Here is a 25085-nt window from a genome sequence, read left to right on the forward strand (position 1 = left end):
GTTATGAGAAATCCCGCATCGTCTTCTGGTAGAGGTTCGTCACCGTCTTCCAGGTCCGGCGGGCGCAGGGCGGCGGGCTCCCGTAGTCATGGATGTAACTTCGGAGGAACTCGATGGTCGTCGGGTCGGAGGGGTAGCCGCTCCCGATCTTCCCGTACTGCTGCTCAAGTTCCCGGATCGCCCGGTCGCGGGTGACCTTCGCGACGACGCTCGCCGCGCCGACGATCTTGTGCCGGGCGTCCGCCCGGTGTTCGGCGACGATCTCACAGGGGAAATCGAGATGGGAGGCGACCGTCCGGCCGTAGCGTTCCGCGTTCACGTCACAGGCGTCCACGTAGGCACACTCCGGCTGAAGCCCCATAAGCGCCTCGGCGTGGAGCTCGGCCACACACTCGTTCATGGTTATCCTGCTCCGGGCTTCGTCGATTCCGGCGGCATCGATGGTTACGATGGCGATCGAAAAATCGCGGAAGAGGGCCTCGTAAAGCACCTCGCGTTGTTTCGGCCGGAGGGCTTTTGAGTCCCGGATGGGGAGAGCCGCAAGGTCCTCGGTCGCCCGGCATCCGACGGCGGCGACTACCATCGGACCGATTACTGAACCCTTCCCCGCTTCATCTACCCCGCAGATCACATCCTCTGGTTTATTCGCAAGGTATTTCAATGCAGACGATTGAATCCAGATGGATGTACACGATCATCGTCGGCCTTGGCGGAATTGGGCGGAACCTGACTGCAATTGCCGTGAACGCAGGCGACTCTGTGGTGGTGATCGACCAGGACGAAGAACGTGCGAGCGATATCCTGGAGCACTACGATGTTCTCGCCATAACCGGGAACGCAACCGACAAATCGGTGCTACAGGACGCTGGGATTGACCGAGCCGACGCCCTGGTCGCCACCACGAGCGACGATGCCGTGAACCTGATGACCTGCTGGCTTGCGAAACGCTACAACGTTGGAAACGTCGTCTCGATTGTGAACCAGAAGGAGCACTCCGACCTCTTTAACGAGGTTGGGGTGAGGATCAGCGAGAATCCCGACGAGCTGGTGGCGACCCGTCTTTACTACTGGGCAAAAAGCCCGAACCTCCAGCAGGTTGCCTCGATTCCCGGCGGCACCATCTTCGAGATCGTCGCCGAAGAGGGCGCGCCCATCGTCGATCACGAGATCCGGGATCTCGAGGTCCGGGACTTCGTCTTCATCGCTATCCGGCGTGCCGGGGGCGATCTCATCATCCCGAGCGGCACCGTCCGTATCCGGCCCGGCGACGTCATCACGGTGTTCACAAAAAAGGAGGCGGAAGCGGAGACCTTGAAGACACTCAACAAACAGCTGATACGGTCAGGCTAGAGTGTCTTTGAGCGCTTTCAGCTCGAGGAGCATCTTCGGGTTGCGCTTGATCAGTTCCCTGATGAGTGCCGCGACCGAGAACTCACTGAAGCTGATGCTTGCAATCGAGTCCGCGAGGGTGTTGAGTTTCGTATCGTCGAGGGTGATGAAGTACTCTTTGACCTTGTAATTCCGCTCAAGAATCGTGCCCATCCGGGATGCACGCCATTCGGTGTCATAAGGCATCAGGGACTCCTTTGAGCAGTTGCCCGCCTCGATGCACGTTGAAGCCACCTCGCCGGCGAGCCTTCCGGTGTACATGGCGTTCCCGATCCCGCCGCCGGTGATGGGGTCGACAACCCTTGCCGCGTCGCCGGCGACGAGAAGGCCGTCGGCGACCGTGCAGGCGAGCGGCCGGCAGACCGGGACGCCGCCCGCGATCGCCTCGATCGTCTTGCCGTTTGGGAAGCTCTTCGCGACAAACCGGTCCAGGTAGTCCTTCGCCCGGGACCCGTCGCGGCTCTTCCTGCCCGTGATGCCGATCCCGACGTTTGCCGTCCGGTCACCTTTCGGGAAGATCCAGAGGTAACCTTCGGGTGCGATCTCGTTGCCCAGGTAGAAGTCCGTCGAGCCTGCGTCGATATCGATGTCGGTCATCAGGTATTGTGCGCAGCTCATCATCTCACGGAGGGGCACGACGGTCTCGAGCCCGGCCCGGCGGGCGAACTGCGCCTCCGTGCCGTCGGCGGCGATGACCACTTCGGCCCGGATATCGGCCGGTGTCCCGGCCGAAAGCACCTTCGCGCCCCGGACCGCCCCGTTCTCCATGATCGGTGCGGTCGCCCGGGTCTTGACGATCACGTCCGCCCCGGCCTCGGCCGCCTGCCAGACGAGTTCACGGTCAAAGACCTTCCGGTCGAGGACGTAACCGACCTCGCTTCCGGCTCTGTCCTGGTCGAGCCTGATGGCGGTGCCGTTCGGGGCAATGATCCGGGCACTCTCGATATCGGCGGATATCCAGCGGGGGTCGGGCTTGATATATTCCTTCAGGAGTTCTTTGCCGATCCCCTCCGCACACCGGACGGGCGTGCCGATGGCGGGACGCTTCTCGATGAGGCAGACCGAGTTCCCGGCTTTCGCCGCCGTCTTCGCGGCAAGAGCGCCGGCGGGGCCGCCTCCGATGACGAGAATGTCGTAGTTACTCTTCATGGACGACCTCCAGTGCTCCAAGCGGGCACGCCCGCGCGCAGATCCCGCAGCCGATGCACTCCCGCTCAAGGCTGAGGTAGGCGTCGATCAGCTCGAGCGCGTCCTCGGGACAGACTGCAACGCAGGTGCCGCAATATCCACACTTGTCTCGGTTTATCCTGAGCATTGTACTCATAATGTCGTCGTCGTCGCAAAAACCTTTATGCTCCTCGCAGCAGTTGCTGCACCGGCATATCCGCCTGGACGCATGACTGGCGGCCCGTCGTCCCGTGCTGCCCCGGCCCGGGCGGCGAGACGGCTCACTGCTCCATTAAATAGGAGTTAGCACAAATTTATCTGGTTAATGGGGATGCTATGGGACTGAAGGGTGGACCTACGCAGGACGAAGTCATGGCCGTTTCGCTCGCGAAACTCGGCATCCGCCCGGGCGACCGGGTGGCCGATGTCGGGTGCGGGACCGGGAAGATCGCCATCGCTGCTTCAAGGGTTGCGGAATGGGTCTACGCGATCGACCGGCGATCGGAGGCGGTCGCCTATGCCCGGGCCGAGGCCGCTCGCGCCGACGCTGAAAACGTCGAATTCTTCGAGGGCGACGCGGTGGATATCCTCCCGGATCTGGGGGCGCTCGACGCCGCCTTTGTCGGGGGGTCCGGCCGCCTGCCGGAGGTCCTTGACCTCCTCGCCGATCGGGTGCGGGGGAGGATCGTCGTGAACGCGGTTATGGTCGGGACGCTTCATGAGGCGATAGCGAGCATGCAGCGCCTCGGGATCTTTGAGGAGGCCGTCCACCTTCAGGTCTCCCGGTCGGCCGGGATCGCCGGCGGAGTGATGTTCAAACCCATAAACCCCGTCTACATCGTCGTCGGGGGTGCCGGATGCTCGTAGGCGTGGGGCTCGGTCCCGGCGACCCGGAACTCCTGACCCTGCGGGCGGTCAGGCTCCTTTCCGAAGCTGCGGCGGTCTTTGTCCCGGGAAACCTCGCCTACGACCTGGTAAGGTCGTACCGGCCCGACGCCGTCGTCCTCAACTTTCCGATGACGAACGACGAGGACTACATCCGCAAGTGCCTGGAGGAGAACGCCGACCGGATTGCGCCGCACGCAATGGATGGTCTCGCGGTCTTCGGGATCATCGGGGACCCGAACTTCTACTCGACCTTTTCACGGCTCTGCGAGGTGATCGCTGCCCGCTACCCGGAAGTCGCGTTTGCGACCGAGCCCGGGATCAGCTCCATCACCGCGTTCGCCTCGGTGGCGAACGTCCCGGTGGCCGGGGGGTTCTTCGTCTCGGACGGGAACGGGCCGGAATCCCGGATCTTCATGAAGGTCCGGCGGCCTGCGGCGCTCGCGGCATCCCTCTCGGAGGAGGGCTACTCGGAGTTCGTCCTCGTGGAGCGGATGTTCATGCCGGAGCAGCGGGTCTACCGGGGAGGCGAACTTCCCGAGAAGAGCGACTATTTCTCGATCCTCTTTGCGAGGCGGCCGCATGCATAAGTTCTATATCGTGGGTGCGGGGCCCGGGGCTCCCGATCTCATCACGGTCCGGGGGATGGACCTCCTCCGGCGGGCGGACGTCCTCATCTACGCGGGCTCGCTCGTGAACCCGGCGCTTGTTGCGGAGTCCGGCGCGGGCGTGAGACTCGACAGTTGGGGAATGGCGCTTCCGGAGATCGTGGGCGCCATTGAGGAGCACGTCCGGGCCGGAAAACTCGTCGTCCGACTCCACTCCGGCGACCCGGCGCTCTACGGGGCGATCGTGGAGCAGATGGCGGAACTCTCCCGGCGCGGGATCGAGGCCGAGATCGTCCCCGGGGTCTCGTCCCTCTTTGCGGCCGCGGCGGCCCTCAAGACCCAGTTCACGCTCCGTGACGTCTCCGAGAGCCTGGTCGTCACCCGCCCGGCGGGAGCGACGCTTGAATCGGACCTGATCCCCGAGTTCTCCCGGCTCGGGCAGACAATGGTGGTCTTCCTTGGGACCGAGCGGATGGAAGAGGTCCTTGCCCGGGTGGAGTGCCCGCCCGAGACCCCGGCGGCGATCGTCTACCACGCATCCTGGCCCGACCAGAAGATCGTCCGGGGGACGGTGGCCGACATCGCACAAAAGGCCCGGGCTGCCGGGATCGAGCGGACGGCGCTGATCGTCATCGGGAAGGTGGTCGAGGGGGCAACGTCCGGATTCGGGAGGTCGGTCCTCTACTCATGACCGGGACTGTCGTGATCGCGCTTGAGCGGTTCCTCCCCGACGCCCGCCGGATTGCGGACGCTCTCGGCGCCGACGTCCTTCCTTTCGGCCCGGACGCGTTCCGGGTGGCTTTCGCCGGCTACGGCCGGATCGTTGCCCTGATGTCGGCCGGGATCGCCGTCCGGGGGATCGCTCCCCTCCTCGCCGACAAGTGGCGCGACCCCGCGGTGGTGGTGGTCGGCCCGGATCTCGGCTACGCCGTCCCGGTCGTCGGCGGGCACCACGGCGGAAACGACCTCGCCCGGGAACTTGCCGCTCTCGGGGTCACACCGGTGATCACGACCGCTACCGAGACCCGGGGCAGGGAATCTGTCGAGGGAATAGCCGCCCGCACGGAGTGCGAGATCGTGAACCGTGACTCCACCCGGGCGGTGAACGCCGCCGTGCTGGACGCCGACGTGCCCCTCTACGCCGTCACCGGCCCCGGGATCGTCGTCGCGGGACCGGGTGTCTCCTTTCTCGTCCGGAAAGGCGAGTATGTCGTCGGCGTCGGGTGCCGGAAGGGTGTTCCGGCCGCCGATGTGGAAGAAGCCATCCGGCAGGCACTTCGTGAGGCCGGGATCGCGCCCGTTGAGGTTCTCGTCTACGCGACGACCGCACAGAAGCGCGGAGAGGCGGGACTCCTTTCCGCCGTCGCGGATCTCGGCGGCAACCTCGTTTTCTTAGGCGACGATACGCTGAACGCAGAGGAGGCCCCGTCGCCCTCCCGCGCCTCGCTGATCGGGCTTGCCGGGGTCGCGGAACCCGCGGCGCTCGCGATCGCGAAGCGAAAAGAACTGGTTCTTGCCAAGCAAACGTATGGAAGTGTTACCGTTGCAATCGCACGATAGCGGAGGAAGACTGTACATTGTCGGCACCGGTCCCGGTGACCTGCTGCATATGACGCCCCGGGCCTTAAAAGCTCTCGGCGAGGCTGACTGCGTCATCGGCAACGGGTTCTACCTCGATCTGGTGATGCCGATGCTCGGCGGAAAAGAGGTCATCCGGAGCAGCATGGGCAAAGAGGTTGACCGGGCTTCACGCGCGCTTGCCCTTGCAGAGGACCGCATCGTCGCGATGGTGAGCGGCGGCGACGCCGGGGTCTACGGGATGGCGAGCATCGTCCTCGAGGTGGCCGAACGGTCGGGCTCGACGGTCGCGGTCGAGGTCGTCCCCGGGATCACGGCAGCGGTCTCGGCGGCGGCACGGCTCGGCTCGCCGCTCTCGGGCGACTACGTCACGATGAGCCTCTCGGACCTCCTGACGCCCTGGGAGGAGATCGAGCGGAGGCTCGACCTCGCGTTCCGGATGCGGGTGCCGGTCGTCCTTTACAACCCCCGCTCGAGGGGGAGGCCGCACAACCTTGATGCGGCGGTCGCTATCGCCCGCCGTCACCTCCCGGATGCCACGCCGGTCGGTGTGATCAAAAACGCCTACCGGGAGGGGGAGGGGCGGTTGATCACGACGCTTGGGGAATTCAAAGACCACTTCGCCTTCGTGGACATGCATTCGATCGTCTTTGTCGGCGGAGAAGAGACGAGGATCTGGAGGGATGAGACTGATGGGAGAGGAATCATCACGCCCCGGGGATACCACCGGAAGTACGTATACTGACCTTGCGGCGGTCACGCCGGAGGCCTACGCGATAGCGAGCAAGAGTCGGAACCTGGCCCGGGAGCAGGTGGGAAACGCCACACGTGAGGACCGGATCCGGCAGCGGTGCTCGGTCGCGGTCGGCGACTTTGCGATGGCCGATCTGATGCGCTTTTACGGCGACCCTGTCGGAGCCGGGGTCTCTGCACTGGAGCGCCGGGCACCGGTCATCGTCGATATCCGGATGGTGCAGGCGGGCATCCTGAAACGCGGGCATACAAGCGACGTCGTCTGCGCCCTCGACTACGGCGAGGATATCGCCCGCGAGCGCGGGATCACCCGGACGTCCGCGGGATTTCTCGCCCTGCGCGACCGGGTGGAGGGCGCGATCGTGGTCATCGGGAACGCCCCCTCGGCGCTTCTCGTCGTCTGCGACATGATCCGGGAAGGAGTCCGGCCGGCGCTGGTCGTCGGAACCCCGGTGGGGTTCGTGAACGCGGCGGAGTCGAAGGAGGCGCTCCGTGCCCTCGACGTGCCGTCGGTCTCGAACGCCGGCACCCGGGGCGGAACGCCGGTCGCGGTGGCGGCAATGAACGAGATCATCACGATCCTCGCCGAGCGTGCAGGCCATGCGGGACCCGGTTACTGACTTTGAGTACCCCGAGGCGTGGGTGGCGGCGTGCCGCTCCCCTGCCCTCCTTGAGGATGTCCGGCGGGGTCTCGCAGTCCTGACGGCGTCGGGGACGGTCCTCCGCCGGGGGTTCACGACCGGGACGACGGCGGCCGCGGCCTGCAAGGCGGCGGTTCTCTCGCTCGCCTGCGACACCGTCGAGGAGGTGGACGTCACCCTCCCCTGCGGCATCGCGGTGAGGCTCCCGGTGGACGGCTACCGTGGGCAGGCGTCCTGCCGGAAGGACGCCGGGGACTACACCGGGGATGTGACCGCGGGGCTTGAATTCGTTGCGATGGCGGCCCCCTCTCTCTCGGGCGGGGTCCAGTTCGTCCCCGGCGAGGGTATCGGGAGTTTTGCCCGCGACACCCCCCGCCACCTGCGGGGGACACCGGCGATCAGCGCCCCGGCGCTCGACTGCATCCGCCGCTCTATCGATGAGGCGGTGGAAGAGGCGGATCTCTCCGGGACGACGGTCATCCTCACGGTCCCCCGGGGGGCGGAGGTGGCACAGAAGACGCTTAACCCGAAGATCGGGGTGCACGGCGGGATATCGGTCCTCGGGACGACCGGGTTCGTGGAGCCCTGGGACGATCACATGACGGAGGGGGTGCTCGACCGTATTGCCCGGGCTCCTGGAGCAGTCGTGCTGACGACCGGGCGGCTCGGGCTGCGCTACTCCCGTCTCCTCTTCCCGGAGCACGAGGCGATCCTGGTCGGGAACAAACTCGAAGAGGCACTCGGGGCTGTCGACGGCGACGCGGTCATCTGCGGGCTTCCCGGCCTGATCCTGAAGTTCATGGACCCCGATGTTCTCGAGGGGACCGGGTGCGTGACGGTGGAGGAACTCTCGGCGACCCTGCTCTGGAAGGAGGTGGCCGGCCGGGAACTTGCGTCGTTCCGGGTCCGCTACCCCCGCGTCCGGGTCGTGATCGTCGATCGTTCCGGCCGGGTCATCGGAGAGTCGCCATGAGGATCGTCGGCGTGGGCTGCGGCCCCGGCATGCTGACCGCGGAGGCGGCGAGGGTCATCGCGGACGCGTCGCTCGTCTACGGCTCGGTCCGGGCGATCGCGCTTGCGCGGGACGCCATCCCGCCGGGGTGCGAGGTGCACGAGATCACGGATTACCGGAGCCTCCGTTCCCTCCCGGACCACGCGGTCGTCCTCTCGACGGGGGACCCAATGCTTGCGGGGCTCGGCTACCTCCCGGGCGACGTCGTCCCCGGGATATCTTCCCTCCAGATCGCCTTCGCCCGGCTGAAAGTTCCGCTGACGCGGGCCGCTGTCGTCTCGGCCCACGGTAAGGATCACGCCCGGGCGATAGCGGAGGCCCGGGAGGAGACCATGCGTGGCCGGGTCGTCTTCCTCATCGCCGACCCGGCCTTCGACGTCGGGGCGTTCGCGGCCGCCCTCCCGCCCCGGATCCGGCTTGCCGTCTGCGAGGATCTCGGCTACCCGGCGGAACGGATCGCTGTCGGCACGGCGGCACAGCCCCCGGCGCCCCGGGGTGACCTCTTCGTGGTGGTGGCGGGGGAGTTTTAAGACCCCGGCACGGGAGCCGCGAGACCCGCCGCGGTGCTCTCTTTCTTCCGGAAGTCGTAGCCCGACCGGAGGAGATCGAGGAAGATCGCCTGATACACCCCTCGCTCGCAGAGTTCGAGGTGGTAGCGGTGCACCGTCGATTTCGTCCCGTAACTCGCCGGCACGTCGCTCCAGGTGCACCCGGTAGTGAGGACATACAGGACACCGTTGAAGAGGTGCCGTGGATCACGCCGGGGCCTCCCTATATGGGGCTTCTGGGGCGGGAGGTGTCTACAGACAATCTCCCAGAGGTCGTCATCGATCTCCCGGAATGCCATGAGCATCGCATACTTCCGGGAGGACTTATAGTTTTGGGACAGTTTCCCTGTGTCACGCCGGGCGGTAATTCGTGACGATGAGCTCGTGGATTTCTCCCCGTTTCGTCCCGTCGCAGTTGATTGCCCTTCTCGCCGGGACCCGGTCTACACGGTACCCGGCATAGAGGTCGTCGAAGAACCTGTCTTCTGGGTCGACGTTTTTCGGGTCGGAGTTGCTCAGCATGAGCCTTGCGCCTTGTGCGTCACATCGTGCGTAAAATGCCGCAAGACGCCTCTGCTCTTCGTCGGAGAACCTGTTCTTCGAGTATTGCGTGAACGATGACGTCCGGTTCAGGGGACGGTAGGGTGGGTCGAAGTAGACGAAGGAGTCCTGTGATATGCAGGGTTCCGACTGCGTGAAATCGCCGAGGTGGATGGTCGTATTCCGGAGCGCAATTGAATCGGCACGGAGCACCTCCTCGTGCAGGATCCGCGGGTTTTTGTACCTGCCGAACGGGACGTTGAACGCGCCCCGGGAATTTACCCGGTAAAGGCCGTTGAAACACGTCCTGTTGAGGAAGATGAACTGTCCCGCCCGTTCGATCCATTCCTCACCGTAACGCCCGAAATAGATCTCCTCGCGTTCGCGGTTGAACGCATCCCGCATGGCGTAGTAGTAGTCCCTGCGCCTGGGCTCGTCTTTTGAGAGGAACTCGTCCTCAACCTCGCGCAGGTACCCGATGAGGCTGGAGACGTTGTTTTTTACGACACTGTAGGCGAGGACAAGTTCCGCGTTGATATCGAAGAGGTGGCACTCCCTGAACCCGAAGATGCTATTGAAGTGAAAATAGACCGCTCCACCGCCCATGAACGGTTCGACAAAGACCGGAAGGGTCCCCTCGGCGAGCTCCCGGGGAACTCTCTGGGTGAACGCGTCGAGCAGCTGGGCTTTTCCGCCCGCCCACTTGAGGAACGGTCGTGCGGTGGATGTTGCCATCGATCTCTCCTATCCTGCGTTAATTTCGCTATTGTAAGTATTTGTTTTGAAACACGTTAGCGTTGTCCGTATCCCACGGCCGTGCCCTTCGTGATGCCCGGGCCGGGCTCAGGTCTCGTCGCCCCGTCTGGCACCGGGCCGGACGCCCTGCTGCTTCAGCATCTTCTCGATTGCCCACCTGCCCCGGCCGAGTTCCCTCCCCAGCGTCGCAATGGCATCCTTCTTGGTCTCGCCGGATGCAATGAGCCCGGTAAAGCGGGAGACCAGGGTTGTGCGGTCGGCATCCGTCCAGGGCCTGCCCTGGTTCACCGGCTCCCCGGTTCCTGGGGTTCGCAGCGTGGAGAGCAGGTAGCCCGGTCGGGTATCCCGCAGTTCCGCGATCTTCAGGTCGAATACCTCCCCCGAGACCTCAAACCCGATTGCCCGCCGGTTGAGGCCGATGGCGACCTTTGCGGTCGAGAAACCGCCGAGGAACATATCACAGACGAGGTCGTCCTCGTTGCTGCTGTACTGGATCATCTTTACGAGCAACTCCGTTGGCAGTTCGTTCTTGTTCTTCGCCTGCCCGGGTTTGTACTCGCGATTGATGTACCAGACGTCTTCGCGGTCGCGGTAGTTCAGCGATCCGTTGTCCGGCCCCTTCTCCCCGACCCCGTAGCGCGACTCCAGGTTGAACGTCCTCTCACCGCCCGGTTTTTCGTAGAAGAGGATGTGGTAATGGGAGGAGACGTACTTTCTGCTCGTGTAGACGCCGAAGTTGTAGCGCCATATGATATGGTTGACCTCGCGAAGGCACGTCTCGCGCAGCGCGTAGAGTATATGGTAGAGGTTCGTGTAGCCCGAAACGATGTAGATTGACCCGCCCGGCCTTAATATCCGTTCGGCCTCCCGGATCCATCTCAGGCTGAACTCGCCGTAATCGGATGCAGGAACCTCGACATAGCCCCCGACGACGAACCTCTCGTCCCGGTTGTAGTGGTGGTGCAACCGGTCGCCGTTGATACCGTAGGGGGGGTCGGTGATGATCAGGTCGACTGAACCGTCGGGGATGTGCGTTCTTGCCCCCGTGATGCAGTCGCCGTTGTAGAAGACGTTCCCGTTGATCTCCTCAAACCTCATAATTTTCCCTCAGCGGCATGTTGCGGGCTGTACGTACAGTACATTGGCTGTACAGGCATAAGTACCCGTTGTGATTACGGCTCTTCTCCCGGTTTGCGCGGGCCCGCAACAAAGAGACGCACTCCTGCCTGTGAGGGTATCATTAATACATTTCAGACAAACCCAGGTTGATCACCAGTAGTGATACAGCCCCGGGAGTTCGGATGGCAGCACATTCAGGAGAATCAGGGAGTTCGTCCCGCACCGGAGCGGGAACGGGGGGGCAGCGGGCCTTTGCAGCGGGAGAACGGCCGGTCCATGAACGCATGGCAGAACTCCTGGCCGAGAACGCAACGCTCCGCCGTGAGAACGCCACGTTGCAGTCGGTGAAGGAGGCTCTCCAGGAGAGCGAGGAGCGCTACCGGCGGCTCTTTGAGGATGATCTCACCGGGGACTTCCTCACCACACTAGATGGCCGGATACTCGCCTGCAACCCGGCGTTTGCCAGGATATTCAGATTTGCCTCCGTGGAAGAAGCACTGAGCACCAATATCCGGGACCTCTACGAAGATCCCGGTGATCGTGACTTGCTCCTCGCGCGCCTCCGGAATGAGGGGAAGGTCGAGAACGAGGGCAGGGTCCGGAAGCGCCGAGACGGCACCCGTATCCATGTCGTGGAGAACATGGTCGGGCATTTCAGTGCGGACGGCGAACTGATCGAGACCCAGGGTTATGTCTACGACGACTCGGAGCGCAAACGGGCGGAAGAGGCTCTCCGGGAGAGCGAGGAGCGGTTCCGGGCGGTCCTCGAAAACTCGCTCGATGCGGCCTACCGGCGCAACCTGCAGGCGGACTGCTACGAATACATGAGCCCGGCCATCAAGGAGATCCTCGGCTTCACCCCGGAGGAGATGGCTGCGATGGACATCGAAGAAGTCATCGACCGCGTCCATCCCGACGACCGCCCGTCGATTGAAGCGGAACTGAACGCCGCTGCCGCCTCAGGCAAGGGGCTCCTCCTGTACCGGTTCCGGACGAAAGCCGGCATGTATCGCTGGCTCGAAGACCACTTCACGGTGACGCTCGACCCGGGTGGCCGGCCGCTCTACCGGGGCGGGATCGTCCGCGACGTCACCGAGCGGAGGCGCACGGAGGAGAAAATTAAGCGCCACGCCGCAGATCTGGCCCGGATCCACCGGGACCTCGAGTCCGCCCACCGGGAGGCGAACCTCTACCTGGATATCCTGACCCACGACATCGGGAACACTGAGAACGTCTCGAACCTGTACGCTGAACTGCTCATCGGCTCCGTGAAAGGGGAGGCGGCCTGTTACATGGCGAGCCTGAAGCGGAGTATAGCAAAAAGCATCGAGATCCTCGGGACCGTCTCGAAAATCCGGCAGATTCACGCCGGGCCACCTCTCCTCCAGCCGATGGATCTCGACGCGATCATCAGGGCGGAGATCGATCACTTCCCGGATATCCCCATCTCCTACGAGGGTGTTTCCCGGCGGGTCCTTGCCGACGACCTCCTTCCCGAGGTCTTCACGAACCTGATCGGCAACGCCATGAAACACGGGGGTCCCGGCGTCACCGTAACCGTCAGGACGGAAGAGGAGGGGGGTTTCGTCCGGGTGACGGTAGCGGATACGGGTCGAGGCGTCCCGGACGGCCAGAAAGAGGAGATCTTCCACCGCTACGAGAAGAAGCAGCGGGGCGTCGGCGAGGGGCTCGGACTGTACCTCGTGCAGATCCTTATCGACCGCTACGGCGGCAGGATGTGGGTGGAGGACCGGGTGCCGGGCCATCCGGAAGAAGGGGCGGCGTTTGTATTCCTGCTCCGGAAGGCGGACGGTGTGCAGGGAAGAGAAGCGGGAGTTTGAAGGGGGAGGCGATGGCCGTGCTGCCGGCCTTCTCGAACGATACCGTCAAAGCACCCCCGGTCACGCCAGAGGCAACTCCAGGACTCTTCATGGCGACCACCCTCTCAGCAGTTGTTCTGGGTGTTGCCCTTCTGCCGTATCGCTGTTCCTGATCGAATATGTGCGCGTAACCTCGCACACTTTTCTTTTGCAACGAGAAGGCGGGGCGGGTATAGTGTAGCAGAGGTGGCGGAGAGAATCCAGAACGCATATTATCCCCATCCTGCAAATAACCATACTGATGAGCGAGAGTGAGCAGGAGCGCCGTCGGATCAGGATCTCGGTTCGAACCAAGATCCTTCTGGTATTCCTGACTCTCTCGACGGTCGCCCTCCTCCTCGCCGGTTCTCTTGCCTTCGTGCAGATGGACGACGTCGGCCGCTACGCGCTTGAGCGGAGCACCGATCTCGGGACACGTGCTATGAACGACAGCACCGCGGCGCTCGAGCGCAACGCCGAGGAGTCGCTTCTCCGACTTGCGCAGGATCAGGCCTACATCAGCAATATCGTCTTCGAACAGGTGATCGGGGACCTTGAGGTCATGGAACGGTACGCCGCGACCGTCATGGAAAACCCATCCATGGTTCGGCCACGGCACTTCTACCTGCAGGACGAAGAGCCAGCAGACCGGCGCGCAACCTCCGTCCTCTTCCTCTCGCCCGGCATCGATGCCGGCCTTCTCAGCGAGGAACGGAATGCTGCGGGGATGATGGACGACATCTTCATTCCAGTCTCCGCTACGAACCGGCATCTTGCCGGCGTCTACGTCGGGACGAGCTCCGGGATGGCGATGATCTACCCCTGGACGACCGGGCTCGATGCCACGTGCGATCCCCGGCTCAGGAGCTGGTTCGTGCAGGCGAATGAGGGGGGCGGACTGGTCTGGTCTGAGCCGTACGTCGACCTTATCGGGCACGGCCTGATGGTGACCTGCTCACGGCCGGTCTACGACCCCGACAGGGGCTGGGTCTGGGTGGTCGGTGCGGATGTGACGATCGAAACGATCAACCAGCAGATCGTCGGCACCCAGGTGGGTGACCGGGGGTATGCCATGCTGATCGACCAGTACGGGAACGTCATCAGCCGGCCCGGCCTCACGTCGGGAGATATGCGGTGGGACGAATCGTTCGTCACCGAGAACCTGCTCGCGAGCGAGAACCCGGACCTGGTCGCGGTTATCGGGGAGATGATCGCGGGGGAGACTGGGGTTGCCCGGGCCGGGTTTGAGGACGGCGAGCGGTTCATCGCGTATGCTCCCATCCGGAGCGTGAACTGGAGCGTCGGGGTGGTGATGCCGGTTGACGAGGTGCTCGCGCCGATCCGGACGACCCGGGAGAGTATCCTCCAGGCATCGGAGGACACTGCGGCGCACATCAGCGGCCAGCAGGACCGGATGAAGACCGTCTTTACCGGGGCGTTCCTGGCACTGCTTGTGATCGTCGCCCTCCTGACTCTCGCCGTCACCCGTCACATCACCCGGCCCATCGAGGAACTGCAGAAGGGCTCGGAGGCCATAGGCCGTGGCGATCTCGGGTTCAAGGTGAATGTGGAGACCGGGGACGAGTTCGAGGACCTTGCCCACTCTTTCAACCGGATGGCAACGGAACTGAAGGAACATATCGAGAACCTCCGGCGGACGACCGCAGAGAAAGAGCGGATCGCGAAGGAACTCGAGATTGCAAAGGAGATTCAGCAGAGCATCCTGCCCGAGTCGGCGCCGGTGCTCCCCGGGTTCGACCTCGCGGGCTTCAACCTCCCCGCCCGGGAGGTGGGTGGGGACTTCTTCGACTACATCCCGGTCGGGGAAGGCTGCTGGGGCGTTGAGATCGCCGACGTCTCGGGAAAAGGCGTTCCGGCCGCCCTGTTCATGGCGCTCGCCCGCACCCTCGTCCGGGCGAGCGCCTCGCAGAGCTTGGACCCCGCCGGGTCGATCCTTGAGGCGAACCGCTACATCTGCATGGATTCAAAGACCTGCATGTTCGTCACGCTCTTCTACGGCATCCTGGATACCCGAAAAGGAACCTTCTCTTACGTGAACGCGGGGCACAACCCTCCTCTCCTCTTCAGGGAGGGATCGAGCGCGGCAGAACTCCTCAGGGGGAAGGGGATCGCACTCGGGATCTTTGATGACATCGAGCTGGAGCTCGTGGAGCTCAAACTGCATCCGGGCGACACGGTGGTCTTCTACACCGACGGAGTGACCGAGGCCACAAACGAGCATGAGGAGGAGTACGGCATGGGGCGTCTTACCGCACTCATCTCGGGACTGCTGGACCGCGGGGCACGGGAGATCATCGATGCGATCGTGGAGGATGTCACCGCCCACGCCGGCAGTCAACCACAGTTCGACGATATCACGCTGGTGGTGCTGAAGGTCGGGTGACGGGGCCCTGGGGGATCATATCTCTCCTGGTCCGTGTATTTTTCACCTTCCCGTCCCTCCTGTGCCGGACAATAGCGGAACGTTTATTTTACACGGCGCAGGATGAACTTCTGCGCACGGGATGACGGGTTCTAACGGTTTGGCGTTCTGTATTGTGTTCAAACCATCCGCAGGCGGCATGTCCTGCCGGTTTCAACCTCTTTCGGTGACGCATCATGCGGAGTGGAGATCTACCATGATCAAACGAACGGCATTTCTGGCGGCGGTTGCCGTGGTCCTCCTGGCCATGCTGGCTGCGTCCCCGGCTACAGCACGGAGTGTTTACAACGGTGATACTATCTACGTTGGTGAAGAGAGCCTCGACCTGAGTCCTGTCTTCAATGCCCCTCCGGTCGTCCTTTCCGGAGAAGGAGACCTGCCCGATCAGCCGGGATGTGAGACGACGGCATCTTATGAAACCCTCAGTGTCTCGTCCGGGACACTGGTTTACTACAGCAGCATATCAACGCCGAGTTCCGGGACCGTCGGGCAGACCATCGCGGTAGCCGACGTCTCGAAGTTCGAACTGACCGCTTCTGCGGTTGGAACGGCGACCGGTACCTGGTATGCGTTCACCGACGGCACCCCCCTCTTCGATCCGAGCCGGGCTGCCGGTGTTGTCTTCATCGAGATCCCCGCGACGGGTCTTGATGTTCTGTTGAACGGCACAACCACCTCCGTGAACGGGCGGTCCGTTTCCCGCTCAAACGACATCCAGTTCCGGATCGTTCACAACGTCGGACCCCTCCCGGACGCTGCCATGGAGATCAGGGTCACCACCCCTGGCGGGGGTACGTTGACGGTGTTCGAGGGCGTGGATCTCAGAGGTGTGGGTCTCGCCGGCAGCCAGCAGAACATCACCGCTCCCATACCGCTGCAGAACGCCGGGGCAGGGACTTACACCGCACAGGCTGTCTGGCCCGCCGTTTCCGACTTCTACGGGAAGGGTTTTGACACCAATACCGTGGCTTTCGAGGTCATCACTTCACAACTCTTTTTGTCGACCAATAAAGAGACCGTCATTCGCGGCAACAGCTTCACCGTGACCGTCGCCGGTGAGCCGAACAGGGACTACCGTCTCTCTGTCAGGGATGTCGCTGGCCTTGACCCCGGAGAGTACCCGGTGATCGCCCCCGGCCAGGTCGGTGTCACCACCATCACTCCCGCTGAGGCGAGCCTCACAACCACCGCCGCCGGCACCCGGTCCGTCCAGTTCAACACCAACCAGAGCACCCACAATCGGGCTTTCTCCATCTGCGTCGAGGACCTGGCAGACGCGACCCTCTACGATGAGGTCACGGTCTGGGTCGAGAAGGGCTCTGTCACTGTCATGGCATCCGGCATCGGTGCCTACACTATTGGCGAGGAGATCGTCTTCTCCGGGACCAACACCGAGAGCGACACCACCTACCTCTTCCTGACCGGCCCGAACCTTGACGGCAACGGCGTCAGGCTTGAGGAAACCAGCGTGAAGGTTCGGACCGGCGACGGCAGCACCTTCACCCGGGCAACTGTCGCGCCCGACGATACCTGGTCTTACCGGTGGAACACCGCCGATCTCGACCGGATCCTCGATGCCGGCATCTTCACCATCTACGCCGCCTCGCAGCCCTGCGCCAGGGGGGATCTCGGCGACGCCCGGTACTCAACGGCCTCATTCCTGCTCCAATCTCCTACCCTCACCGCAGAGGCCTCCGGCCCCACTCTTGTCCCGGGCGACGAGTACCGGATAGGTGGGACTGCAACGGGAGCGCCGGGCTCCGTCCAGGTCTGGATCATCGGTCCGGACTGCCGGATACTCGGTGTCCCGGTGCGGGTTGATGCTGACGGCACCTTCGAGTACGTCCTTGAGGGCACCGAGACCGGAAAATTCGTCCAGAGCAGTCCATACTACGTTGTCGTCCAGCATCCGTTGACCCGCAACGAATTTGAGGTCTTTGCCAACGATACCGGGTTTCTTTTTGCACCCGGCATGGGTCCTGTGGACATCACGAACCCCCCGGTGTCCGACGCGGTGAACACGCTACTCGGCGCCTTTGACCCCCGGTATGTCGATGACATCTATACCAAGTCCATGTTCTCGGTAGTGAAGGAGTCCTGGATCTGGATCGACCGGATCGACGATCAGGCACACGGAGAGCCCTTCATAATCACCGGTGGTACCAGTTACCCGGCAGGCACGGCGCTGGCCTACCAGATAACCGCAGAGGAGGGCGGGGTCCGTATTCTCTCCGGGGAGGTCGTTGTAACCGACGGGGGAGAATGGAGTTTCGATCTGGCAACGGTGCTCGAGCCGGGTAGCTACAGCGTCCGGGTCGTCTCCCCGGACGGGCTGGTCTCGGAAACCATGCCGTTCAACGTCTGCGATAACATCATCCACCCGGTCACCCCGGCAGGGGCCACCTACAGGATAGAGAGCATCCGGATGAGCCCTCCACTTGGCGAACTCTCTCCCGGTGGGAGCCTCGCCCTTGCCGCCGTCATCGATACGCCCTGGGCCGAACACCTGGCGGGCCTTGAGTTCTCCACCGATCTCGAAGACCCGTACTGGTCTTACGATATCGAGCTTGACAGGGTGACGGTCTATACCGGGTCCCGGTACTCCAGGTCTTTCGGGCTCTCGGCATTCGAACTCGATTACGGGCAGGATGTCCGTCTCCGGATCTCCCTTGACGGCATCGTGCCGGAGGGGAAAGCGGAGAGCCCGGTGCTTCTTGGTCTTCTTGAACGCAACGCTAAAGGAGAGGTCGTGCCGAAGAGCGGGTACTGCCTCCTGTTCACTCCCGGCGTAGACGGCCCCTGCCTCACCCTCTCCCCGGGCTGGAACTTCATCTCGATCCCGCGGCCGCTTGCGGCCGGGAACGACACCGCGGCGATATTTGCCGGCGTCGATACCGACAGGCACTCGGCCCTCCGCTACGACACCGCCAGCGGAACCTGGATACCCCTCCAGGAGACCGACCGGATCGCCCCTCTCGAAGGGATCTGGATCTACTCTGCCGGGCCTGCGACGGTCCCGCTCACCCTCTCGACAGAGCTTCCGCTCCCGCCGTCGGAGCGCACCCTCGTCGCAGGGTGGAACGCCGTCGGGATCACCGGCACGACCCCTCCTGCGGCACGGGATGCCCTCCTCTCCGTAGACGGGCAATGGACGACTCTGATCGGGTTCGATGCCGGGACCCAGGTCTTTGAAACGGCAATCGTTAACGACGGGAGCGGGGAGTATGCCGATAACCGGTCCGTCTACCCCGGCCGGGGCTACTGGCTCTACATGACCGGGCCGGGCACCCTCTGTGCCATCGGAGCGTGATGTGGGTGAGGCGGATCCTCGTTATACTCCTTCTCTTCGCCCTTGCCGGGCCCGTGTCCGCCGTCCCTCTCCTCCCGGCGGAGTTCTGGGGCTCGGTCACCGTCGACGGGAGCCCGGCACCGGCCGGGACCGTCATCACGGCCCGGATCGACGACCGCGATTGCGGGTCGCTTACCCTCGAGACCGCCGGGGTCTACGGCGGTGAGGCCCTCTTTAATGAGCGGCTGATCGTTGGTGGGGAGGAGGGCGATGCCGGAAAAGCGATTGTCTTCCTCGTGAATGGAATGTCCGCCGGGACGGCGGTCTACACACCCGGCACTTCCACCCGCTTCGATCTCGTGGTCATGTCCGGGGTGGCCTTTTCTGCGGATGTGACCGCCGGGCCGGTTCCCCTCACCGTTCGGTTCACCGACATCACGACGGAGAATCCATCGTCCTGGTACTGGTCGTTCGGCGACGGCGGCACTTCTATAGAGCAGCATCCGGTGCATACCTACACCCTCCCCGGCAACTACACCGTCACGCTCTCGGTGGATGGAGGGCTCTTGACCGCCACGAGACCGGGGTATATCAGAGCCACCCCGGTCCTCTTCGGCGACGCGAACGACGATGGCGAGGTCGACCAGGCCGACACCCTCCTCGTCCTCCAGGAGGTCGTGGGTTTGAAGGATATGCCTGGCCCCGGCACCGAAGAGTTCCGTAAGACCGATGTCCACACAAACGGCGTGATCGACGTCGGGGACGCCCTCTTCATCGCCCAGTACAACGTCGGCCTCCGGGACATCTGGTTTGCTCTGTTGTGACCTGGTTTAACCTCTTTTTCGGGACAGACCGGAGGCCGGCCGGCTCCAGCCCTCCGCGCGGGTGTGAGTGTGGGGGTGGTCTAAAAACACCAAATTATTGTTTTTTTTAAGAAATTGTCCTGAAATAAATAGCCAAAATGATTGAGGTCGCCATATTTCGTGGCATATCATTTGCGGGAGAACTGTAGTTTCTATATATGTCTTTCTCTTTGAAAGGTATCTTTCCGGTGGATAATAGCCTGAATCGCGGCCGAGATTTCGAATATTTTTTATTTCTTATCTGTAATGATGGAGATTAAAACCAAACAATTATATGTTGAATAAATGCTTTATCTCCCATTGATCGTTTTCGGGTGATCAAGATGAAACTGTCGAAGTCAGAAGCAGGATTAATCGTTCTGCTCCTTGTATTCTTCCTGGCGGGCACGGTAAGTGCCCTGCCGGGTGACGACCAGATCGTGCGGGACCCCCCCTCCGTCCAGGCGGGGGAACGGGTTCCGGTGTTCCTGGTCATGGATGAACAGCCAAAGCATCTCACATCGTTTGGAGAGCTCAAGGCCAATGCTTTGAGCCGCCAGGCGCAGGTGCTGCAAACAGTCAGGTCGGTCGACTCTGCGGCCGCGAAGACCGCCCGGTCTTACTGGATAGCAAACGCTGTCTGGCTTGAGGCCGATCCGGCAACGCTCGATAAGCTTGCTGCGATTCCGGGGGTCGACCACATTGAGCCGGACCTGACCGTCACGCTAAGCGACCCTGTCGCTGAGGTCTCATCGACGATCAGCCCCGACGAGATATCGCAGCCGGAGACCGGGTATGCCACCGTCTGGAGCGTGGACTATATCGAGGCCCCGTCTGTCTGGAAGAGCGGGAACACCGGTGAAGGCGTGACGATAGCCGTCATCGATACCGGTATCGATGGTAGCCACCCGGCGTTCGGTGATCGTGTTGTTGCATTTGCCGACTTCGTCAACGGTGACAACGCTTCCGCCTACGATGACTATGGCCACGGCACCCACTGCGCCGGCACGGCGGCAGGCGGCATCGTCACGGTCGATGACTACGGCGACGAGTATGAGGTGGCGCTGGGCGTCGCACCCGGGGCGAACCTGATTGGGGCGAAAGTCCTCAACAATGCAGGTACCGGCCCGTTCAGCACGATCCTTGAGGGTTTCCAATGGGCGGTCGAGAACGACGCCGACGTAGTCTCGATGAGCCTCGGCAGCTACATGTCCACCAGTCAGGGCATAGAGGATGAATGGCTTCCCGGAGGCGAGAGTCTTACCGTAACCCTCGAGGTCTCGTCAGAGTCGCGCGGTGACCCCGACACCCTGTACGAGCCTCAGTTCGTGATCGGATCGGTCAGGGTCGAGGATCCGTACTACTACGCCTATGCGGCCGACTCTTACTTCGTGGACCCCCTGGAGAACCTCACCATCACCATCACGGATGCTAACGGCAACGTCGCCAGCGGCGCTGAGATCGACTGGCTCGGTTTCGACCAGAAGGTGAACTGCTACTCCTTCAAGGCGCCCTACGCCTCGAACTCTGAGAATTGGGACGGGATCTGGACGATCGATGTCACCAACACGGGAGAGGCCGAGGTCCGGATCGAGGAGATCAGCCTTCGTGAGTGCTACCAGTCCAGAGGCGATACCGTCATTGATACCGCGATTAACACCGCTGTTGCCGGAGGGACGGTCGTCGCGGTCTCCGCCGGGAACAACGGTGACTTCGGCACCGCCACCATCGGCACACCGGGAACCGCAAAAGACGCCCTCACCGTCGGCGCCACCGACTACCTGATGGACTACCGCGCATCCTTCAGCAGCATGGGGCCGGTGAACGGGGCAGCAGTTCCCTACATCAAGCCCGATGTCATGGCTCCCGGTGTCGGTATCATCTCGGCATACCCGGAAAGCCAGTATGCCTCCATGCAGGGCACATCGATGGCCTGTCCGGCCGTAGCCGGGGCGGCGGCGCTGATGCTCTCGGGCAACAGCTCGCTTACGCCTGCCGACGTCAAGGCCACCCTGATGGAGACCGCGGTTCACATCGGTGAAGACGGGGCCATCCTGCCGGTGATGCAGCCGAACAACGCCTACGGTGCAGGCAGGATCAACGCCTACGAAGCGGTGAATACCACCGGCGGCCTCGATGGGGCCGAGCCGTGGGATGGGATCCAGCACGAGCTCATCGGCGGCCCCCTCACCGCGTACTACATAACGGGTGATACGCTCCCGGTCATGGCGGTCCTCTGGAACACCACCGCGGGAGAGCCCCTTGCGGGAGAAGAACTTGAATTCAGTGCATGGTTTGGTTCCTATAACGACAACAACCCCACGTACATCGAAAATATGACGCTCATAACCGATCCGAACGGATATGTCCGCCAGATGGTCGACATCTCTGATGTCCCCGTCAACAAGTACGTGTACGCCCGGATTACCTACGGCAACCTCCAGTTACAGGACTATGCGTACAAGAATGCGGTCTCACCGACCCCGACGCCGCCGGTCATCCCCATCTTTGAGTCGGCATACTACTCGGTGGGTTACAACGCGACCGTCGAGATCAAGTATCCGCTTCTCACCGCCGACGGTTCGGCCTATGACGAGAGCGTCACCTTCGTGGTCAGGAATTCCAGTGGAATTCGTGTCGTCGACACGGTGCTTGTCCCGGTGGGCGGTGTCATATCTTACTCGCTTGACCTTGCCACTCAACCTGCCGATGAGACTTACTACTACATGAAGATCAACGACAGGGACGCGGGAAGCATCTACGTTGGCGAAGAGGGGTATATGTACCAGGAGGTCATCCCGCTCCCGGAGCGCGCCATCTGCCCGCCGGGAGAGAATGTCAACCTCGGTATCATGGCCTTCCCGCACCATGGAGCGAAGACCATAAGCCAGGAATTTGACGTCTATGTCACCACGCTGACCGAGACCGAGATCCTCTCGCTCTCGTCGGCAGGCGCCCGGGCGCTCTCTGCCCCTGAGGAGGGCGACATGCAGGCGTTCCTCGCCGAGATCGACGGGATGAAGCCGGGGACCTACTCGGGTACCGCCAGCCTCACGAACGGCCTCGGGACCTACAACTTCACGATGCCGGAGGAGGGCTACATTGCAGTCGTCCGGTTCGCTACCGACTATGATTACTACATGGAGGAGACCCCGGTTCTCGTCTACGGGACGCTTGAGCCCTGGTTCATGCACCGGAGCACTCCCCCGGTATACGAGGACGTCTACGACGGGAACCTGACCTCCATCTATGGCTTCTATGACTGGCCGGCGACCTGGGACCCGGACACCTACGCGTCGGTCCCCGGCGATGAGGCGACCATCACCGCATACGTCTACACCTATGACCCCATCATGGGAGTATCCGTTTTGACGCCCGGACAGACCGTCTACCTCTACACGGAGAACGGTGTTCAGAGCGGCGTGACCAATGCGGACGGGATCTGCACCTTCACCGTCGAGACGGCCGGAAAAACGCGGCTGGACTACCTCGTTCTCACCCCGGGAATCTCCGGGTACGTGGACGTGTGGGAGGGGTACAACCCGCTTGACATGTACACAGATGGCCCCGTCAACCCCGGTATGATAGGAAACACTCTCTCTGCACCGGCGTATATCGGGACGCTTTACCCGGATACTGAGACGCGCAGTGCCAGTGTTACCCGGGACGGCGATGCCTACGACGTTATCGCCAGGAGCTACGGCCCTGCCGACGAATCCATCCATGAGGTGGGCGCCTTCACCGTCAACAAATTCTCCGAAACGTCGATCTGGGAATATGCCGGGACCGAAGCGGCTGCCGTTGTGGAGTTCACCGGCACGGGAACCCAGCGGGTAACCCCTGCAACGGACGGGAACTACGAGGCTTACTATGGTCTCCTGAACCCGAATACCCAGAGCATTGACAAGTACATCTACACCACGTTCCGCAACCCGGAGAGGTCGGTCTCCTACGAGATGCCGGACTCAGTCCTTGCCGGGGCGTCGGTTCCGGTCGTCTTCAACGCATCGGCCGATGACGGAACCCCGATCTCCAATGCACGCGTCGTGCTTGCACTGGGAGCGGCAGGGGACTGGGAATGGTCTTCATACTACGACGACCCGAGGGATGCCAACATCCTCCTCGCGGCCGACTACTACCCTGACCCCTACACGGTGATCGCGACCGGCTACACGGATGCTGACGGTAAGGTAACCCTGACGTTCACCGCACCGACCGCCGGCCAGCAGGCACTGCGGGAGGCCCTCATTCACGAGTCGGATCTCCCCTACATGGTGCTCTGCTACCACGACGGCGAACTGGTACAGGAAGACTACGGCTATATGGGCGTGACAACCGCGCTCCTCCCCGACTTCGTGCCGGACGTATCCGCGCCGCAGGTTGTGAAACTCGAGCGGGACGACACCATCACGATCTCCAACGTCGCCCTCCTCATCAGTAACATCGGGACGGCGGACTACGTCTATGACCCAACCAACAAGATGGCCTGCACGGCTGAGGTCGGGCCCCACAGCGAGAGCACCTACTTCATGAAGAGTCTCGCTCAGGGTGAGAAGACGGATGTCCTCACCACGACGGTATCGCGCAACGCGCGTGAGTTCGGGATTAACACGAGCGACTACCGGCTGCCGGTCGACGTCAACGTCGGGGTAGAGGTCAACTCGAACCGGACGGTCGAGGAACTGAACTACCAGAACAACTATCTCGTGTATCCTGTCAGGATCACCGCCCCGGACCTGGCCGTGGAGATCCTCGCACCGAGGTACACCACGCCGGCGAGCACCACCACGATCGGTGTTCGGGTGACGAATCACGGTGAGGTCGGGAGCAACGCGGCGAACCTCTACTACAGCATCACCGGCAAGCCGGAAGCGACGATCGCGGTTCCGGCGCTCGAGCCCGGTGCGTCGACGATGATCTGGCAGAACCAGACACTTGTCGCCGGCGAGTACACGATCGATACCGAGGTCAACCGGGCGGGTGCGACCGACTACGAGACGACGTTTGCAAACAACCGCGCAAACGCCACGGTCGGTTCGTATGCCAACCCGGCGACCAAGATCGAGCTGCCCAGAGACCTTGTGCTCGTGCCCGGCACGACCTACGACCTCCCGATAACCGTCAATCAGGTCTCCGGCCTTGCGGCCTACCAGATGGAGCTCACTTTCAACGGCTCTGTCCTTGAGGCGCAGGACGTCATCCCCGGAGCCCTGCCCCTGACGGCGAAGAACATCGCGAGCGGAAGCGTCCAGTTCAACGGCGCAACCGTATCCGGTGTTGACGGGAACGTCACCGTCGCGACCGTCCGGTTCAATGTCGTCGGCGTTACCGACGACGAGACAGCCCTGAACCTGGATGCACAGCTCTGGGACGAGAACCCCCTCGTGATCCCGGCCGATGTCGTGAACGGCGACGCATATCTTCTGCTCTACGGTGACGCAAACTCTGACGGTGAGGTCAACCAGGCCGATACCCTGACGGTTCTCCAGGAAGTCGTCGGCCTTAAGTCGAAGCCCGATAAGTCGAAGCCCGATGAGCGGACGAAGTTCCTCGTGACCGACGTCACCAGGAACAACGCCGTAGAGGTCGGCGATGCGATGTTCATCGCCCAGTATTGCGCCGATCTGAGGGACGAGTACTTCAGGATCGTGTGAGG

Annotated in this window: 20 protein-coding genes; 14 read left to right on the forward strand and 6 right to left on the reverse strand. The window is 62.7% G+C overall.

What is annotated here, in order from left to right; genetic code table 11:
• Position 1: 1 nt before the first annotated feature.
• On the reverse strand, positions 2–631 hold the full coding sequence (rnhB, locus tag HL657_RS03530; RefSeq protein ID WP_317295442.1) for a ribonuclease HII: 630 nt from the start codon (positions 629–631) through the stop codon (positions 2–4).
• 53 nt (positions 632–684) lie between these two features.
• On the opposite strand from rnhB, the gene HL657_RS03535 reads away from it, so the two are divergent.
• Positions 685–1350 carry a potassium channel family protein gene (locus tag HL657_RS03535; protein ID WP_317295443.1) on the forward strand — a complete coding sequence of 222 codons (666 nt, stop codon included), beginning with the start codon at positions 685–687 and terminating at the stop codon, positions 1348–1350.
• Here the strand turns inward: HL657_RS03535 and HL657_RS03540 are convergent.
• Both HL657_RS03540 and HL657_RS03545 read right to left on the reverse strand, forming a co-directional pair.
• Positions 1342–2538, reverse strand: a complete 1197-nt coding sequence (locus HL657_RS03540; RefSeq protein ID WP_317295444.1) for an NAD(P)/FAD-dependent oxidoreductase — start codon at positions 2536–2538, stop codon at positions 1342–1344. The two genes, HL657_RS03535 and HL657_RS03540, sit on opposite strands and share 9 nt — an antisense overlap.
• Entirely contained in the window at positions 2528–2704 is a 177-nt protein-coding gene (locus tag HL657_RS03545) for a 4Fe-4S binding protein (RefSeq protein ID WP_301677028.1), read from the reverse strand. The genes HL657_RS03540 and HL657_RS03545 overlap by 11 nt, the downstream gene beginning before the upstream one ends.
• A gap of 188 nt (positions 2705–2892) precedes the next feature.
• Between HL657_RS03545 and cbiT the strand changes: the two genes are divergently transcribed.
• Genes cbiT through HL657_RS03585 form a run of 8 tightly spaced genes read left to right on the forward strand, consistent with a single transcriptional unit; the run spans position 2893 to position 8563 of the window.
• Complete coding sequence (gene cbiT, locus HL657_RS03550; protein WP_317295445.1) at positions 2893–3423, forward strand: precorrin-6Y C5,15-methyltransferase (decarboxylating) subunit CbiT; 531 nt, start codon at positions 2893–2895, stop codon at positions 3421–3423.
• Positions 3414–4031: a cobalt-factor II C(20)-methyltransferase gene (locus HL657_RS03555; RefSeq protein WP_317295446.1), complete on the forward strand. Its 618-nt coding sequence runs from the start codon at positions 3414–3416 to the stop codon at positions 4029–4031. The genes cbiT and HL657_RS03555 overlap by 10 nt, the downstream gene beginning before the upstream one ends.
• Positions 4024–4740 (forward strand): cobalt-precorrin-4/precorrin-4 C(11)-methyltransferase, encoded by a 717-nt coding sequence (locus HL657_RS03560; protein WP_317295447.1) that lies wholly within the window; start codon positions 4024–4026, stop codon positions 4738–4740. Before HL657_RS03555 ends, HL657_RS03560 begins: the two co-directional genes overlap by 8 nt.
• The gene (cbiG, locus tag HL657_RS03565) at positions 4737–5609 is read left to right on the forward strand and encodes a cobalt-precorrin 5A hydrolase (protein ID WP_317295448.1); all 873 of its coding nucleotides are present in this window, start codon (positions 4737–4739) and stop codon (positions 5607–5609) included. Before HL657_RS03560 ends, cbiG begins: the two co-directional genes overlap by 4 nt.
• Positions 5578–6372: a precorrin-3B C(17)-methyltransferase gene (cobJ, locus tag HL657_RS03570; RefSeq protein WP_317295449.1), complete on the forward strand. Its 795-nt coding sequence runs from the start codon at positions 5578–5580 to the stop codon at positions 6370–6372. The genes cbiG and cobJ overlap by 32 nt, the downstream gene beginning before the upstream one ends.
• The gene (locus HL657_RS03575; protein WP_317295450.1) at positions 6320–7000 is read left to right on the forward strand and encodes a precorrin-8X methylmutase; all 681 of its coding nucleotides are present in this window, start codon (positions 6320–6322) and stop codon (positions 6998–7000) included. Before cobJ ends, HL657_RS03575 begins: the two co-directional genes overlap by 53 nt.
• Positions 6981–7994: a cobalt-precorrin-5B (C(1))-methyltransferase gene (locus HL657_RS03580; protein WP_317295451.1), complete on the forward strand. Its 1014-nt coding sequence runs from the start codon at positions 6981–6983 to the stop codon at positions 7992–7994. Before HL657_RS03575 ends, HL657_RS03580 begins: the two co-directional genes overlap by 20 nt.
• Positions 7991–8563 (forward strand): cobalt-precorrin-7 (C(5))-methyltransferase, encoded by a 573-nt coding sequence (locus HL657_RS03585; protein ID WP_317295452.1) that lies wholly within the window; start codon positions 7991–7993, stop codon positions 8561–8563. The genes HL657_RS03580 and HL657_RS03585 overlap by 4 nt, the downstream gene beginning before the upstream one ends.
• Here HL657_RS03585 and HL657_RS03590 read toward each other — a convergent pair.
• From HL657_RS03590 to HL657_RS03600, 3 genes are all read right to left on the reverse strand, one after another.
• Positions 8560–8880 (reverse strand): transposase, encoded by a 321-nt coding sequence (locus HL657_RS03590; RefSeq protein WP_317295453.1) that lies wholly within the window; start codon positions 8878–8880, stop codon positions 8560–8562. The two genes, HL657_RS03585 and HL657_RS03590, sit on opposite strands and share 4 nt — an antisense overlap.
• Before the next feature lie 52 nt (positions 8881–8932).
• A complete protein-coding gene (locus HL657_RS03595; protein ID WP_317295454.1) occupies positions 8933–9856 on the reverse strand; it encodes a DNA adenine methylase in 924 nt (307 codons plus the stop codon).
• A 108-nt stretch (positions 9857–9964) separates the two neighbouring features.
• Positions 9965–10975 (reverse strand): DNA-methyltransferase, encoded by a 1011-nt coding sequence (locus tag HL657_RS03600; RefSeq protein ID WP_317295455.1) that lies wholly within the window; start codon positions 10973–10975, stop codon positions 9965–9967.
• 203 nt (positions 10976–11178) lie between these two features.
• On the opposite strand from HL657_RS03600, the gene HL657_RS03605 reads away from it, so the two are divergent.
• The 5 genes from HL657_RS03605 (at position 11179) to HL657_RS03625 (ending at position 25083) form a co-directional block, all read left to right on the forward strand.
• A complete protein-coding gene (locus HL657_RS03605) occupies positions 11179–12837 on the forward strand; it encodes a PAS domain S-box protein (RefSeq protein ID WP_317295456.1) in 1659 nt (552 codons plus the stop codon).
• Between the two features lie 280 nt (positions 12838–13117).
• The gene (locus HL657_RS03610; protein ID WP_317295457.1) at positions 13118–15259 is read left to right on the forward strand and encodes a SpoIIE family protein phosphatase; all 2142 of its coding nucleotides are present in this window, start codon (positions 13118–13120) and stop codon (positions 15257–15259) included.
• 235 nt (positions 15260–15494) lie between these two features.
• Positions 15495–18608 carry a DUF3821 domain-containing protein gene (locus HL657_RS03615; protein ID WP_292382521.1) on the forward strand — a complete coding sequence of 1038 codons (3114 nt, stop codon included), beginning with the start codon at positions 15495–15497 and terminating at the stop codon, positions 18606–18608.
• Positions 18608–19411: a PKD domain-containing protein gene (locus HL657_RS03620; protein WP_292382519.1), complete on the forward strand. Its 804-nt coding sequence runs from the start codon at positions 18608–18610 to the stop codon at positions 19409–19411. Before HL657_RS03615 ends, HL657_RS03620 begins: the two co-directional genes overlap by 1 nt.
• Positions 19412–19773: 362 nt before the next feature.
• Positions 19774–25083 (forward strand): S8 family serine peptidase, encoded by a 5310-nt coding sequence (locus HL657_RS03625; protein WP_317295458.1) that lies wholly within the window; start codon positions 19774–19776, stop codon positions 25081–25083.
• The last annotated feature ends 2 nt before the right edge of the window (positions 25084–25085 follow it).

Source organism: Methanoculleus nereidis (assembly GCF_032944295.1).
In the GTDB taxonomy this organism is placed as follows: Archaea; Halobacteriota; Methanomicrobia; order Methanomicrobiales; family Methanoculleaceae; genus Methanoculleus; species Methanoculleus nereidis.

What these genes read in the sequence shown, in the direction of transcription:
- HL657_RS03585 (WP_317295452.1), top strand. Translation starts at nt 7,991, where the DNA reads ATGAGGATCGTCGGCGTGGGCTGCGGCCCCGGCATGCTGACCGCGGAG.
- HL657_RS03580 (WP_317295451.1), top strand. Translation starts at nt 6,981, where the DNA reads ATGCGGGACCCGGTTACTGACTTTGAGTACCCCGAGGCGTGGGTGGCG.
- HL657_RS03590 (WP_317295453.1), bottom strand. Translation starts at nt 8,880, where the DNA reads ATGGCATTCCGGGAGATCGATGACGACCTCTGGGAGATTGTCTGTAGA.
- HL657_RS03625 (WP_317295458.1), top strand. Translation starts at nt 19,774, where the DNA reads ATGAAACTGTCGAAGTCAGAAGCAGGATTAATCGTTCTGCTCCTTGTA.
- HL657_RS03560 (WP_317295447.1), top strand. Translation starts at nt 4,024, where the DNA reads ATGCATAAGTTCTATATCGTGGGTGCGGGGCCCGGGGCTCCCGATCTC.
- HL657_RS03555 (WP_317295446.1), top strand. Translation starts at nt 3,414, where the DNA reads ATGCTCGTAGGCGTGGGGCTCGGTCCCGGCGACCCGGAACTCCTGACC.
- HL657_RS03540 (WP_317295444.1), bottom strand. Translation starts at nt 2,538, where the DNA reads ATGAAGAGTAACTACGACATTCTCGTCATCGGAGGCGGCCCCGCCGGC.
- HL657_RS03600 (WP_317295455.1), bottom strand. Translation starts at nt 10,975, where the DNA reads ATGAGGTTTGAGGAGATCAACGGGAACGTCTTCTACAACGGCGACTGC.
- HL657_RS03575 (WP_317295450.1), top strand. Translation starts at nt 6,320, where the DNA reads ATGGGAGAGGAATCATCACGCCCCGGGGATACCACCGGAAGTACGTAT.
- HL657_RS03620 (WP_292382519.1), top strand. Translation starts at nt 18,608, where the DNA reads ATGTGGGTGAGGCGGATCCTCGTTATACTCCTTCTCTTCGCCCTTGCC.
- cbiG (WP_317295448.1), top strand. Translation starts at nt 4,737, where the DNA reads ATGACCGGGACTGTCGTGATCGCGCTTGAGCGGTTCCTCCCCGACGCC.
- cobJ (WP_317295449.1), top strand. Translation starts at nt 5,578, where the DNA reads ATGGAAGTGTTACCGTTGCAATCGCACGATAGCGGAGGAAGACTGTAC.
- cbiT (WP_317295445.1), top strand. Translation starts at nt 2,893, where the DNA reads ATGGGACTGAAGGGTGGACCTACGCAGGACGAAGTCATGGCCGTTTCG.
- HL657_RS03615 (WP_292382521.1), top strand. Translation starts at nt 15,495, where the DNA reads ATGATCAAACGAACGGCATTTCTGGCGGCGGTTGCCGTGGTCCTCCTG.
- HL657_RS03610 (WP_317295457.1), top strand. Translation starts at nt 13,118, where the DNA reads ATGAGCGAGAGTGAGCAGGAGCGCCGTCGGATCAGGATCTCGGTTCGA.
- HL657_RS03545 (WP_301677028.1), bottom strand. Translation starts at nt 2,704, where the DNA reads ATGCTCAGGATAAACCGAGACAAGTGTGGATATTGCGGCACCTGCGTT.
- HL657_RS03535 (WP_317295443.1), top strand. Translation starts at nt 685, where the DNA reads ATGTACACGATCATCGTCGGCCTTGGCGGAATTGGGCGGAACCTGACT.
- HL657_RS03605 (WP_317295456.1), top strand. Translation starts at nt 11,179, where the DNA reads ATGGCAGCACATTCAGGAGAATCAGGGAGTTCGTCCCGCACCGGAGCG.
- HL657_RS03595 (WP_317295454.1), bottom strand. Translation starts at nt 9,856, where the DNA reads ATGGCAACATCCACCGCACGACCGTTCCTCAAGTGGGCGGGCGGAAAA.